General features: G+C 68.3%; 11 protein-coding genes. 1 reads left to right on the top strand and 10 read right to left on the bottom strand.

Features of this window, described 5'->3' with window-relative positions; genetic code table 11:
* The 4 genes from AUV07_RS03780 to AUV07_RS03765 form a co-directional block, all read right to left on the bottom strand.
* Positions 1–1,289 (bottom strand): cbb3-type cytochrome c oxidase subunit I (locus AUV07_RS03780; RefSeq protein ID WP_231868191.1); only part of this gene is annotated, 1,289 nt, incomplete at its 3' end.
* Between the two features lie 3 nt (positions 1,290–1,292).
* Positions 1,293–2,219, bottom strand: a complete 927-nt coding sequence (ctaC, locus tag AUV07_RS03775) for an aa3-type cytochrome oxidase subunit II (protein ID WP_062634011.1) — start codon at positions 2,217–2,219, stop codon at positions 1,293–1,295.
* A gap of 108 nt (positions 2,220–2,327) precedes the next feature.
* The gene (erpA, locus tag AUV07_RS03770; protein WP_025105067.1) at positions 2,328–2,690 is read right to left on the bottom strand and encodes an iron-sulfur cluster insertion protein ErpA; all 363 of its coding nucleotides are present in this window, start codon (positions 2,688–2,690) and stop codon (positions 2,328–2,330) included.
* 67 nt (positions 2,691–2,757) lie between these two features.
* On the bottom strand, positions 2,758–4,161 hold the full coding sequence (locus AUV07_RS03765; protein WP_062634009.1) for a dipeptidase: 1,404 nt from the start codon (positions 4,159–4,161) through the stop codon (positions 2,758–2,760).
* A gap of 45 nt (positions 4,162–4,206) precedes the next feature.
* Here AUV07_RS03765 and AUV07_RS03760 point away from each other — a divergent pair, with 45 nt between their 5' ends.
* Positions 4,207–4,779 (top strand): DUF3043 domain-containing protein, encoded by a 573-nt coding sequence (locus tag AUV07_RS03760; protein ID WP_062634007.1) that lies wholly within the window; start codon positions 4,207–4,209, stop codon positions 4,777–4,779.
* Here AUV07_RS03760 and AUV07_RS03755 read toward each other — a convergent pair.
* The 6 genes from AUV07_RS03755 to AUV07_RS03730 all read right to left on the bottom strand — a co-directional run bounded on the left by AUV07_RS03755 (position 4,754) and on the right by AUV07_RS03730 (position 13,060).
* Positions 4,754–5,791: a quinone-dependent dihydroorotate dehydrogenase gene (locus AUV07_RS03755; protein ID WP_062634005.1), complete on the bottom strand. Its 1,038-nt coding sequence runs from the start codon at positions 5,789–5,791 to the stop codon at positions 4,754–4,756. The genes AUV07_RS03760 and AUV07_RS03755 overlap by 26 nt on opposite strands.
* Positions 5,792–5,801: 10 nt before the next feature.
* Positions 5,802–6,272, bottom strand: coding sequence for a transcriptional regulator NrdR (gene nrdR / locus AUV07_RS03750; RefSeq protein WP_025105071.1), 471 nt, complete (start codon positions 6,270–6,272; stop codon positions 5,802–5,804).
* 10 nt (positions 6,273–6,282) lie between these two features.
* On the bottom strand, positions 6,283–7,587 hold the full coding sequence (hisD, locus tag AUV07_RS03745) for a histidinol dehydrogenase (protein WP_062634003.1): 1,305 nt from the start codon (positions 7,585–7,587) through the stop codon (positions 6,283–6,285).
* Position 7,588: 1 nt separating this feature from the next.
* The gene (locus AUV07_RS03740; RefSeq protein WP_062634001.1) at positions 7,589–8,842 is read right to left on the bottom strand and encodes a hypothetical protein; all 1,254 of its coding nucleotides are present in this window, start codon (positions 8,840–8,842) and stop codon (positions 7,589–7,591) included.
* Between the two features lie 67 nt (positions 8,843–8,909).
* Positions 8,910–12,428, bottom strand: a complete 3,519-nt coding sequence (gene dnaE / locus AUV07_RS03735) for a DNA polymerase III subunit alpha (RefSeq protein WP_025105074.1) — start codon at positions 12,426–12,428, stop codon at positions 8,910–8,912.
* A gap of 50 nt (positions 12,429–12,478) precedes the next feature.
* A complete protein-coding gene (locus AUV07_RS03730) occupies positions 12,479–13,060 on the bottom strand; it encodes a GNAT family N-acetyltransferase (RefSeq protein ID WP_062633999.1) in 582 nt (193 codons plus the stop codon).
* Positions 13,061–13,086: the final 26 nt, after the last annotated feature.

The raw sequence follows: 13,086 nt of genomic DNA, 5'->3' as shown, positions 1-13,086 counted from the left end.
CAGAAGTAGAAGCCGGCGAACATCGCGAACACGACCGTACCGAACACCACGTAGTGGAAGTGCGCCACGACGAAGTAGCTGTCGCTGAGGTGGAAGTCCAGCGGCGGGGCCGCGAGGATCACACCGGTGAGACCACCGAAGACGAACGACACGAGGAAGCCGAGCGAGAACACCATCGGGGTCTCGAACGTCACCGAGCCGCGCCAGAGCGTTCCGATCCAGTTGAAGATCTTCACACCCGTCGGCACCGCGATGAGCATCGTCATCAGGGCGAAGAACGGCAGCAGCACCGAGCCGGTGACGTACATGTGGTGCGCCCACACGGCGACGGACAGGGCCGCGATCGCGATCGTCGCGTAGACCAGGGTCTTGTACCCGAAGATCGGCTTCCGGCTGAACACCGGGAAGATCTCCGAGACGATGCCGAAGAACGGCAGCGCGATGATGTAGACCTCGGGGTGGCCGAAGAACCAGAAGAGGTGCTGCCAGAGCAGGACACCGCCGTTGGCCGGGTCGTAGATGTGCGCACCGAGCACGCGGTCGGCGGCGGCGGCAAAGATCGCCGCGGCCAGGACCGGGAAGGCCATCAGAATCAGCAGGCTGGTGATGAGCGTGTTCCAGCTGAAGATCGGCATCCGCCACATCGTCATGCCGGGAGCACGCATCGTGATGATCGTCGTGATGAAGTTCACCGCGCCGAGGATGGTGCCGAAGCCCGAGATGCCGAGACCGAGCATCCAGAGGTTGCCGCCCGCTCCTGGCGAGAACGACGCGTTGGCCAGGGGCTGATACGCGAACCAGCCGAACGAGGCCGCACCCTGCGGGGTGAGGAAGCCGGCGACCGCGATGGTCGACCCGAACAGGAACAGCCAGAAGGCGAAGGCGTTCAGACGCGGGAAGGCGACGTCCGGAGCACCGATCTGCAGCGGCAGGATCGCATTAGCGAAGCCGGCGAACAGCGGCGTCGCGAACATCAGCAGCATGATCGTGCCGTGCATCGTGAACAGCTGGTTGTACTGCTCCTTCGTCGGGACGATCTGCATCCCCGGAGCGAACAGCTCGGCACGGATCACCAGCGCCATCACGCCACCCAGGAGGAAGAACATCACCGAGGCGATGAGGTACATGTACCCGATCGTCTTGTGGTCCGTGGAGGTGATCCACTTGACGACGATGTTGCCCTTCTGCTCGACGCGGGAGGAGCTCATCAGAGCGGCCTGGCGCGCGGGCAGGGTGGTGGGACGGGAGCGAGGTGCCTCGTCGGTGCGAGGAGCTTCAGTGGTCGACATGGCTTACTCCTCTCCTTCCTCGGTGTCGGTCTTCCCGGAAGTGCCGGGGAGGTTCGAGAGACGGTCGTACGCGTCGGTGATGTCCCCGGTGTTGCCCTCTTCCTCGAGGGTCTCGAGGTAGGCGGCGTACTCGTCCTGCGAGACGACCTTCACGTTGAAGAGCATCATCGAGTGGTACTCGCCGCAGAGCTCGGCGCACTTGCCGGCGTACTCGCCCTCACGGGTGGGGATGAAGGACCAGGAGTTGTCCTTCCCGATGAACATGTCCTTCTTGTAGAGGAAGTCGATGATCCAGAAGGAGTGGATGACGTCGCGCGACTGCAGGTTGATGGTGACCTTCTGGTCGACCGGCAGCACCAGGGTCGGCAGCTCCGCCTGGTCGATGTTGCCTTCCGCGTCGGGCTGGGCCTGGATGCCCATGGTCCACACGGTGTCTTCCTCGGTCTCGCCGTTGTACTGGAAGTCCCACGCCCACTGCTTGGCGATCGCGGTGATCTCGACGTCGGGGTCGTCCCACTTCGTCTCGATCTCGGTCTGGTCGCGAGCCGTGAAGAAGAACATGCCCAGCACGAGGATGAGCGGCACGATCGTGTAGAAGATCTCGATCGGCATGTTGTAGCGCATCTGCACCGGGAGACCGGTCTGGCCCTTGCGGCGGCGGTACGCGATCGCAGCCCAGGCCATCAGGCTCCAGGTGACGACACCGACCGCGAGGAGCACGATCCAGGAGTTCACCCAGAGGGACGACACGCGCTCCGTCTGGTTGGTTGCTGCCGGACCACCATCCACGAAGCCCGGAAGAAAGCCGTTCAGCTCGGTGGGAGTACATCCCGCCAGAGCCACAGCTGCCACAACTCCCACAGGGAGTGCGGCCCAACGAAGGCGGCGTTTCGAGGGCACGATGCACCTTTCAGATCGCGGACAAGGCATGTCCAAGTCTAGAGCAACCTCACACCTGATTCATGCCAACCATGCAGGTTGTGAAGCGGAACGGCCGCCGTCACAGGACGTGACGGCGGCCGTTCCGGGAAGAACAGGTCAGTGGAAGCTGTCGCCGCAGGCGCAGCTGCCCGCCGCGTTCGGGTTGTCGATGGTGAAGCCCTGCTCCGAGATGGTGTCCTTGAAGTCGATCGAGGCGCCGTCGAGGTAGGGAACGCTCATGTTGTCGACGATGACCTCGACACCGTCGAAGTCGACGGTCTCGTCGCCTTCGAGGTAGCGCTCGTCGAAGTAGAGCTGGTAGATCAGGCCCGAGCAGCCGCCCGGCTGCACGGCGACGCGCAGACGGAGGTCGTCGCGGCCCTCCTGCTCGAGAAGGTTCTTCACCTTCGTGGCGGCGGCGTCCGTCAGCTTGACGCCGTGTGCGCGGGTGGTCTCTGCGGACAGGGTGGTGTCGCTCATGTCGCTCCTCGTGACGGGGCCGGGTACGTGCTCTTCGACGATTCTACCGCCGGTGCGGTGGGAAGGCTCAGATCTCCCGCGCGTTCATGCGGGCCAGGAGCAGGGCCTCGGTCGCCACGGCGTGCCGGAAGGTGTCCAGGTGCAGAGACTCGTTGGGGCTGTGCGCCCGGGAGTGCGGATCCTCCACGCCCGTCACGAGGATCTGCGCCTCCGGGAACTCGCGCACGAGGTCGGCGATGAACGGGATCGACCCGCCGACGCCCAGGTCCACCGGAGCGACGCCGTACCCGTCGCGCATCGCGTCGCGGGTGAGGGTGACCGCCCACCCGCTCGTGTCCACGAGGAAAGGGTTGCCGAGGTCGACGTCCGAGAAGGTCAGCTCGGCCCCGAACGGGGCGTGGGCGCGGAGGTGCCGCTCGAGAGCCTCATAGGCCTCCTGGCCGGACTGCCCGGGGGCGACACGGGCGCTGATGACCACGGTCACCTCCGGGAGCAGCGTGTTCGACGCCGCCGCGACGCTCGTCGCATCGATGCCGATCACGGTGACGGAGGGCTTGTTCCAGATGCGACTGAGGATCGTGCCGTCACCGATGGGCGTCGTTCCCGGGAGGAGCCCGGCCTCGTCGCGCAGCGTCTCCTCGGTGTACTCAGGTGTCTCGGCGTCCCGAGCGGTCATGCCGTCGACCGCGACGGAGCCGTCCTCGTTCCACAACGTGGCGAGGAGACGCACGGTCGCCATCATCGCGTCGGGCACCGCGCCGCCGAACATCCCGGAGTGCGACGCGTGGTCGAGCGTGCGCACCTTCAGGGTGAAGCGGGCGTTGCCACGGAGGGAGACGGTCAGGCCCGGCGTGACCGAATCCCAGTTGCCCGAGTCCGCGACGACGATCGCATCGGCGCGGAGGGCGTCCTTGTTGTCGGAGAGGAACTGCGCGAAGGACCGCGAACCGTACTCCTCCTCCCCCTCGACGAACATCGCGATCCCGAGGTCGAGGTCGTCGCCGAGCACGTCGGCGACCGCGCGGATCGCGCCGATGTGGGCCATGATGCCGGCCTTGTCGTCCGCGGCGCCGCGTCCGTACAGACGGCCGTCACGCACCGTCGGCTCGAACGGCGGCGTCTCCCACAGGGCGTCGTCCCCCGGAGGCTGCACGTCGTGGTGGGCGTAGAGGAGGATCGTCGGCTTCCCGTTCCGCGCCGCGCGCGTCGCGAGGACGGCCGGCTGACCCTGCTCGTCGGTGCCGGGGATGTCGGCACGGAGCACCCTCACCTCGTCGAAGACGCCGGTGCCGCGCGCGAGTGTGGCGACGGCGTCGGCGCTACGCTCGAGCTGCGTCTGATCGAAGGCCGGCCAGGCCATGCCGGGAATGCGCACGAGGTTCCCGAGGTCCGACAGCGCGGACGGGATGCCGGTGGCGACTGCTTCGAGGACGGCGGCGTCGGACTCGCTGGGAAGTGCAGGTGAGGTCATGCGAGTAATCTTAAGGCGACCCACCCCAGCGAACCGAGGAACCTCGTGGCCACTACCCCCGCCTCCCCTTCGACGAACGACGACGCCCCCCAGACGCCTGCCGTCGGCAAGGGACGCGCGACGCCGACCCGCGCCGAGCAGGAGGCCGCCCGCCGCCGCCCCCTCGTGGCGAACACGAAGGAGGCCAAGGCCGCGGCCCGCGCCGAGCTCAACGAGCGCCGCGCGAAGGCACAGGCCGGCATGGCCGCCGGTGAGGAGAAGTACCTCCCCGCGCGCGACAAGGGCCCGCAGCGTCGGTGGGTGCGCGACTACGTCGATGCCGGCTGGCACCCCGCCGAGTTCGTCATGGGCGTCATGGTCCTCGTGATCCTGGCCTCGCTGCTGCCGACCAACATGATGATCTCGTTCTACGCGTACCTGTTCATGATGGCGTACATCGTGATCGCGATCGGCGGCATGATCCTCCTCGGCATGCGGGTCAAGCGCAAGGCGGCCGCGAAGTTCGGCAAGGACCGCGTCGAGAAGGGCCTCGGCTGGTACGCCGGCATGCGGGCTCTGCAGATGCGCTTCATGCGCCTGCCCAAGCCGCAGGTCAAGCGCGGGCAGTACCCCGACTGACCAGTCCTCGGTTGATCTCGCGGCCCCAGAACGGGCCGCGGTAGAGGAACGCCGTGTAGCCCTGGACCAGGGTGGCCCCGGCATCCAGACGCTCCTGCACATCGGCGGCGGTCTCCACACCGCCCACCGCGATCACGCAGAAGTCCTCCGGCACCGCCGCACGGACGACCCGGAGCACCTCCAGCGACCGCTGCTTGAGCGGAGCGCCGGAGAGCCCCCCGGCGCCCGCCGCTTCGACGACGGCCGCATCGGTCCGCAGGCCGTCACGGCTGATCGTCGTGTTGTGGGCGATGATGCCCGCGAGCCCTTCCTCGACGGCGAGCCGCGCGATCGCGGTGATCTCGTCATCCGGCAGATCGGGGGCGATCTTCACGAGCAGCGGGGTGGACCCGGCCGCGTCACGGACAGCGCGTAGCAGGGGAGCCAGGGTCTCGACCGCCTGCAGGCCCCGCAGCCCCGGAGTGTTCGGCGACGAGACGTTGACCGCGAGATAGTCGGCGAGCGGAGCGAGTCTGGTGGCGGAGGCGACGTAGTCGGCGACGGCGTCCTCGACGTCCACCACCCGGCTCTTGCCGATGTTCACGCCGATCACCGTGTCCGGCGCGCCGCGGCGCAGTCGGGCGAGGCGGCGGGCCGCGGCGTCAGCGCCCCGGTTGTTGAAGCCCATGCGGTTGATGACCGCCCGGTCCCCGACCAGCCGGAACAGGCGCGGCTTCGGGTTGCCCTCCTGCGGGACAGCCGTGATCGTGCCGACTTCGACGTGGCCGAAGCCGAGCGCCGCGAGACCGCGAACCCCGACGGCGTTCTTGTCGAACCCTGCGGCGACGCCGAACGGCGACGGGAACGTGAGCCCGAGAGCCTCGACCCGCAGCGAGGGGTCCGGCCGGGTCATCGCGCGGGTGCCCCACGAGAACGGCGGCACACCGAGGACGCGGATCACCGCCATGCCGGCGTGGTGGGCGAACTCGGGGTCGAAGCGCGAGAGGACGGCGCGGAAGAGCAGCGGATACATCCCTGCCAGATTACCGGTCCGCCGCCTCCGCCTTCGCGTGGTCGGCCCGGAGGTCGCTGATCGCGGACTCGAAGTCCTCGAGCGAGTCGAACGCCTGGTAGACGCTCGCGAAGCGGAGGAAGGCGACCTCGTCGAGCTCACGCAGCGGGCCGAGGATGGCGAGGCCGATCTCGTTCGTGTCGAGCTGGGAGACCCCCGTCTGCCGGACTGCCTCCTCGACGCGCTGAGCGAGGATCGCGAGGTCCGCTTCCGTCACGGGTCGCCCCTGACAGGCCTTCCGGACACCGGAGATGACCTTCTCCCTGCTGAAGGGCTCCATGACGCCCGAGCGCTTGATGACGTTCAGGCTCGCGGTCTCCGTCGTCGAGAACCGTCCTCCGCATTCCGGACACTGACGACGCCGACGGATGGAGAGACCGTCGTCGCTGGTGCGCGAGTCGATGACGCGCGAATCGGGGTGACGGCAGAAGGGGCAGTGCATCTGACAGATCCTACGCGGTGAAACGGGCCTCGATCGCCTCGCCGTGGGCGGGGAGCACCTCGGTGTCGGCCAATGCGACCACGCCCTCCCGGACCGCGGCCAGAGCGGCACGGTCGTACGAGACGACCTGCTGCGGGCGGAGGAACGTGTAGGCGCCCAGGCCCGGGGCGTAGCGGGCCTGCCCTCCGGTGGGCAGGACGTGGTTGCTGCCGGCCATGTAGTCGCCGAGGCTGACCGGGGTCTGATCGCCGACGAAGACGGCACCGGCGCTCGTGAAGGCGGCTGCCGCCTCCTCCGCATCCGCGAGGTGCAGTTCCAGGTGCTCCGGGGCGTAGGCGTTGCTGAACGCGACAGCCATCGCCCGGTCGTCCACGAGCACGATCGCCGACTGCGGCCCGGACAGTGCGGCCGCGACGCGCTCGCTGTGCCGCGTGCGCCCCGCCTGCCGTTCGACCTCTCCCCTGACCTGCTCCGCGATCTCCACGGAGTCCGTCACGAGGACGGCAGAGGCCTGCTCGTCGTGCTCGGCCTGGCTCACGAGGTCGGCGGCGATGAGCCGCGGGTCGGACGTGGCGTCCGCGACGACGAGGATCTCGGTGGCCCCGGCTTCGGAGTCGGTGCCGACCACGCCCGCGACGGCGCGCTTCGCGGAGGCGACGTAGTTGTTGCCCGGTCCGGACACGACGTCGACGGGATCGAGTCCCAGACTCACGACGCCGTGGGCGAGGGCGCCGATGGCTCCGGCTCCGCCCATGGCGTAGACCTCGGAGACCCCGAGCAGCGCGGCGGCAGCCAGGATGGTCGGGTGCACGCGGCCGTCCTCATCCGCCTGCGGTGGCGAGGCGAGGGCGATCTGCTGCACCCCGGCGACCTGCGCGGGCACGACGTTCATGACGACGCTCGACGGGTAGACGGCCTTGCCGCCGGGGATGTAGACCCCGACGCGGGAGACCGGCTGCCAGCGCTGCGTGATGGTCGCGCCGTCGCCGAAACGCGTGACCTGCGGGGCCGGCACCTGCGCGGCCGACGCCGATCGCACGCGTCGGATCGCCTCCTCCAGGGCCGCGCGCACGGTCGGAGCCAGTCCCTCCAAAGCTTCCTGGAGGTGGGACGCGGGCACCCGCACCGCGTGGCCGGTGACGCGGTCGAAGCGCTCCGCCTGCTCGTGGAGGGCCTCCTCGCCGCGCTCCCGGACATCGTCGACGAGACGCGCGGCGGTGTCCAGAGCCTCGGCCCGCGCCTGAGTCGCGCGCGGGACGGCCGCGAGCATGTCGGCGGGCGAGAGCTCGCGCCCCCGCAGATCGATCGTGCGCATGTCAGCCCTTCGTGATGCCGGCGATGTCGTGGAGGTAGCCGATGCGGCCGTCGTCATGACGGACCACGAACGCGCCGCCCCGATCCTCGATCACGAGGGCCCAGGCCGTCGGACCGATACGGAAGATCGGCTCGCCGCGCTCATCGTGCACGTCGCGCTCCGTCGGCGCAAGGATCCAGAAGGGCTGTGGGACGGGCGCGCTGTCCCACGGCGCGGGGGCCTCGGCATCGCGGTGATCGGAGAGCACGGGCTGCACGGCGGTCGCAGCTTCCGGCGCCGGCTCCTGGGCGGCAGCCAGCTCGTCCTCCGTGAGCGCTTTGGCGCCGAGGAGTGATTCGATGCTGCCGGTGTCCGAGACGATCTCCGGCTGTTCCGCGCGGGAGCGGCGGGAGTAGGACGGCGTGTACTCCGGTTCCGGAGCCACCGGAACGGTTCCGGTGCCGCCGCCCGAGGCGTGCGCGGTCAGGGGGACGCGGTCAGCGTCGTTCGCGACGGCTTCGCGGTCGCCCGTGTCGGTGTCGGTGTACGCACCGGGCACGTCGGCGCGGTCGTCCGTCGGTGCCGCGCTCGGCTCGACCTCGGCGTTCGCGATGACGACGGTGTCGCCATCGGCTCGGGTCGGAGGGACGTCGTAGGGCTCCCCGGGGGCCGTGACGGCAGCGGACGGGGTCGACGACGCCTCGGGCCGCGGACGAGGGATCACAGGGCGGACCGGGTTCGCGTTGCGGTGCGCCAGCGTGACGAGCCGCCCCTGGAAGTCCTCCTTGAGGCCCGGGATGAGCGGGGCGAAGACGGTGAGCACGACGAGCGCGGTCGAGGCGATGACCTGCACGACGGCGTTCCAGGGCAGACCCCAGTTGCCGGTGGAGATGACGGCCGAGAGGGCGAGCCACAGGTTGCCGGCCCACACGCACGCCGAGACCGAGAAGGCCACGGAGGCGAACTGATCGATGCCGAGCGACCCCACGCGGCGGATGCCGTCGGGCGAGAACCGCCGGAGGACGAGGAGGAACACGGCGACCGTCGGCACGCCGATCGGCAGGATCCACTGGATGCCGATGCCCCAGAGCGAGATCCCCCCGCTGAGCGGGAAGAAGGACACGAGGAAGGAGACCAGCCAGACTCCGACGATCAACAGCTCGCGCAGCGTGAATCCGAGGATGCCGTACTCCGGCGTGACCTCGTCGTCGTAGAGGACGCCGTCCTCGTCGCTGAACACCGCCTCGGCATCCGGCTCGGGAAGATCCGTGCTCATAGTCGTCCTTTCCTCATCGGCGCACCACGACTTTCCGGTGCTCTCGACGGCTCCCGATCCTACCCGCTCACCCCAGACAGGTTGGTCCGAGCAGGGACTTGAGGTCGCCGAAGAGGTCGGCCGACACCTTCACGGGCATGGGCACCTCGAACACCTTCGCCGTGCCTCCGCGGTGCACGCGGAGCAGCACCTCGGTGTCGCCGCTGTGCCGTCGGAGCACCTCGGCCAGCTCCGTCATGACCCGTTCCGTCGCGCGCTGCTCGGCGAGGACGAGCGACAGGGGCCCTGCCGCATCGAAGGAGCCGACGTCCGGGGCGAAGGCGGACTGGGCATGCAGGTTCAGGCCGTCGTCGCGGCGGGAGACGCGCCCACGCACGGCGAGGATCGCATCCTGCTGCAGCGTGTGCTGGAACTCGAGGTAGGTCTTTCCCATGAACATCACGGTGACCTCGCCGTTGAAGTCCTCGACGGTGATCATGCCGTAGGGGTTGCCGCTCGCCTTCGCCACACGGTGCTGCACGCTCGTGACGAGGCCCGCCACGGTGACCTGATCGCCGTCCTGCAGATCCTCGGAGTTGTTGAGGTCGTGGATCGAGATCGAGGCGTGCTTGGCCAGCGGCACCTCGAGACCCGCGAGCGGGTGATCCGAGACGTAGAGGCCGAGCATCTCGCGCTCGAAGGCGAGCTTGTCCTTCTTGATCCACTCCGGGCGCGGGGGAACCTTCGCGGGTGCCGCCTCCTCCATGCCGTCATAGAGGCTGTCGAAGTCGAAGCCGATGGCGCCCTGCGCCTCATTGCGCTTCCTGTCGACAGCCGCCTCCACGGCGTCTTCGTGGATCTCGAGGAGCGCCCGACGGGTGTCCCCCATCGAGTCGAAGGCGCCGGCCTTGATGAGCGACTCCACCGTGCGCTTGTTGGCGACGTGCAGCGGCACCGTGTCGAGGAAGTGATGGAAGGAGGTGAACCGCTCGTCCTTGCGCGACTGCACGATGCCGTCGACGACATTCGTGCCGACGTTGCGGACGGCCCCGAGACCGAAGCGGATGTCGTCGCCGACGGCCGCGAAGAAGTTGATCGACTCGGAGACGTCCGGCGGGAGCACCTTGATCCCCATCCGGCGGCACTCGTTCAGGTAGAGCGCCATCTTGTCCTTCGAGTCGCCGACGCTCGTGAGGAGGGCAGCCATGTACTCGGCCGGGTAGTGCGCCTTGAGGTAGGCGGTCCAGTACGACACGAGCCCGTAGGCAGCGGAGTGCGCTTTGTTGAAGGCGTAGTCCGAGAACGGCAGGAGGATGTCCCAGAGGGCCTTGACCGCTCCCTCCCCGAACCCGCGCTCGGTCATGCCCGCCGCGAAACCGGCGTACTGCTTGTCCAGCTCGGACTTCTTCTTCTTTCCCATCGCTCGGCGCAGGATGTCGGCCTGACCGAGGCTGAACCCGGCCACCTTCTGCGCGATCGCCATGACCTGCTCCTGGTAGATGATGAGCCCGTAGGACTCCTCCAGGATCTCGGCGAGCGGCTCCGCCAGCTCGGGGTGGATCGGGGTGATCTCCTGCTGCCCGTTCTTGCGCAGCGCGTAGTTGGTGTGGGAGTTGGCTCCCATCGGCCCGGGACGGTACAGCGCGATGAGGGCCGAGATGTCACCGAAGTTGTCGGGCTTCATGAGCCGCATGAGCGAGCGCAGCGGCGGACTGTCGAGCTGGAAGACGCCGAGCGTGTCACCGCGGGCCAGCAGTTCGTAGACGGCGGGGTCGTCGAGACCGAGGTGCTCGAGATCGAGTTCCTCGCCCCGGTTCATGCGGATGTTGTCGAGCGCGTCCGAGATGATCGTGAGGTTCCGGAGGCCCAGGAAGTCCATCTTGATCAGACCGAGGGACTCGCACGACGGATAGTCGAACTGCGTGACGATCTGACCGTCCTGCTCGCGACGCATGATCGGGATGATGTCGAGCAGGGGCTCGGACGACATGATGACGCCGGCGGCGTGCACGCCCCACTGCCGCTTCAGCCCCTCGAGGCCGAGCGCGCGGTCGAAGACCGTCTTCGCCTCGGGGTCGGTCTCGATGAGAGCCCGGAACTCGCTGGCCTCCTTGTAGCGCGGGTGCGCGGAGTCGAACATGCCGTCGAGGGGCATGTCCTTCCCCATGACGGCCGGGGGCATCGCCTTGGTGAGCCGCTCCCCCATGCTGAACGGGAAGCCGAGGACACGCCCGGCGTCCTTGAGGGCCTGCTTGGACTTGATCGTGCCGTACGTGACGATCTGTGCGACCCGCTCGGACCCGTACTTCCGGGTCACGTACTCGATGACCTCGCCGCGGCGGCGGTCGTCGAAGTCGACGTCGAAGTCGGGCATCGACACGCGGTCCGGGTTGAGAAAGCGCTCGAAGATCAGACCGTGCTCGAGAGGGTCGAGGTCGGTGATCTTCATTGCATAGGCGACCATCGAACCCGCACCGGAGCCACGCCCCGGACCGACCCGGATGCCGTTGTCCTTGGCCCAGTTGATGAAGTCGGCGACGACGAGGAAGTAGCCGGGGAAGCCCATCTGCAGGATGATGCCGGTCTCGTACTCGGCCTGCTTGCGCACCTTGTCCGGGATGCCGTTCGGGTACCGGTAGTGCAGGCCCTTCTCGACCTCCTTGATGAGCCAGCTGTCCTCGGTCTCGCCCTCAGGGACCGGGAACCGCGGCATGTAGTTCGCCGACGTGTTGAACTCCACCTCGCAGCGCTCGGCGATCAGGAGCGTGTTGTCGCAGGCCTCCGGGTGGTCCCGGAAGAGCTGCCGCATCTCGGCCGCGGTCTTGATGTAGTACCCGTCGCCGTCGAACTTGAAGCGGTTCGGGTCGTCGAGCGTGGAGCCGGACTGCACGCACAGCAGGGCCGCGTGGGCGTCGGCCTCGTGCTGGTGGGTGTAGTGCGAGTCGTTGGTGGCCACGAGCGGGATGCCGAGGTCTTTCGCGAGACGCAGCAGATCCGTCATGACCCGGCGCTCGATCGACAGGCCGTGGTCCATGATCTCGGCGAAGTAGTTCTCCTTGCCGAAGATGTCCTGGAACTCCGCTGCGGCCGCGCGGGCGGCGTCGTACTGGCCGAGCCGCAGCCGGGTCTGCACCTCTCCGGACGGGCAGCCCGTCGTGGCAATGAGTCCCTTGCCGTACGTCTGGAGCAGCTCGCGGTCCATACGCGGCTTGAAGTAGTACCCCTCCATGCTCGACAGCGAGCTCAGCCGGAAGAGGTTGTGCATGCCCTCCGTGCTCTGGCTCCACATGGTCATGTGGGTGTACGCGCCCGAACCCGACACGTCGTCGCTGCGCTGGTCCGCCGAGCCCCACTGCACGCGGGTCTTGTCGCTCCGGTGCGTGCCCGGAGTGACGTAGGCCTCGAGACCGACGATGGGCTTGATGCCGGCGTTGCGGGCGGCGTTGTAGAACTCGAACGCCGCGAAGGTGTTCCCGTGGTCCGTCACCGCGATCGCCGGCATGCCGTAATCGGCTGCCGCCTGCGTCATCGCGTTGATCTTCGCAGCCCCGTCAAGCATCGAGTACTCGCTGTGCACGTGCAGGTGGACGAAGGAGTCGGATGCCATGCTTCGAGTCTACGTTCGGCCTCGGACACGCGGAGGCGTCGGCTCCCGGTTCACGCTTTCTCGCGGAGGTCAAGCCGCATGAGCACGCGAGGGAAGCCGTCGAGGACCGAACCCGTGTCCGCCGCCTTCTTGAACCCCGCGCCCTCGAAGAGCCGCCGGGTCCCGACGTACGCCATCGTGAGATTCACCTTCGCCCCCGCGTTGTCGACCGGATAGCCCTCGATCGCGGGCGCGCCTCGTTCGCGGGCATAGGCGACCGCGCCCTCGATGAGCGCATGGGAGACCCCCTGCTTGCGGTGCCCCGGGCGGACCCGGAAGCACCACAGCGACCACACGTCGAGGTCGTCGACATGCGGGATGAGGCGATTGCGCGCGAAGCTCGTGTCGCGCCGAGGGTGCAACGCCGCCCAGCCGACCGGCTCGTCGTCGAGGTAGGCGAGCACGCCGGGAGGAGGATCCTGGTGGCAGAGCTCACGCACCCGCTCGGCCCGTGCGGGACCGCGAAGGGAGACGTTCTCCTTGTTGCCGATCCGATAGCTCAGGCAGAAGCAGACGTTCGACGTCGGCTTCTTCGGCCCCACGACCGCGGCGACGTCGTCGAAGATCGTCGCAGGGCGCACCACGATGCTCATGCGGTCAGTGTGGCGGAGACCACGGA

It is taken from the genome of Microbacterium sp. CH1 (assembly GCF_001595495.1).
GTDB lineage: Bacteria > Actinomycetota > Actinomycetes > Actinomycetales > Microbacteriaceae > Microbacterium.
Note: the sequence above shows the minus strand (reverse complement) of the source record. Positions and strands in the feature narration are given on the sequence as shown.

Bases quoted from the DNA above. Each gene is read 5' to 3' on its own strand.
- dnaE (WP_025105074.1), bottom strand. From the start codon at position 12,428: ATGGCATCCGACTCCTTCGTCCACCTGCACGTGCACAGCGAGTACTCG.
- AUV07_RS03765 (WP_062634009.1), bottom strand. From the start codon at position 4,161: ATGACCTCACCTGCACTTCCCAGCGAGTCCGACGCCGCCGTCCTCGAA.
- erpA (WP_025105067.1), bottom strand. From the start codon at position 2,690: ATGAGCGACACCACCCTGTCCGCAGAGACCACCCGCGCACACGGCGTC.
- ctaC (WP_062634011.1), bottom strand. From the start codon at position 2,219: ATGCCTTGTCCGCGATCTGAAAGGTGCATCGTGCCCTCGAAACGCCGC.
- AUV07_RS03730 (WP_062633999.1), bottom strand. From the start codon at position 13,060: ATGAGCATCGTGGTGCGCCCTGCGACGATCTTCGACGACGTCGCCGCG.
- AUV07_RS03755 (WP_062634005.1), bottom strand. From the start codon at position 5,791: ATGTATCCGCTGCTCTTCCGCGCCGTCCTCTCGCGCTTCGACCCCGAG.
- nrdR (WP_025105071.1), bottom strand. From the start codon at position 6,272: ATGCACTGCCCCTTCTGCCGTCACCCCGATTCGCGCGTCATCGACTCG.
- hisD (WP_062634003.1), bottom strand. From the start codon at position 7,587: ATGCGCACGATCGATCTGCGGGGGCGCGAGCTCTCGCCCGCCGACATG.
- AUV07_RS03740 (WP_062634001.1), bottom strand. From the start codon at position 8,842: ATGAGCACGGATCTTCCCGAGCCGGATGCCGAGGCGGTGTTCAGCGAC.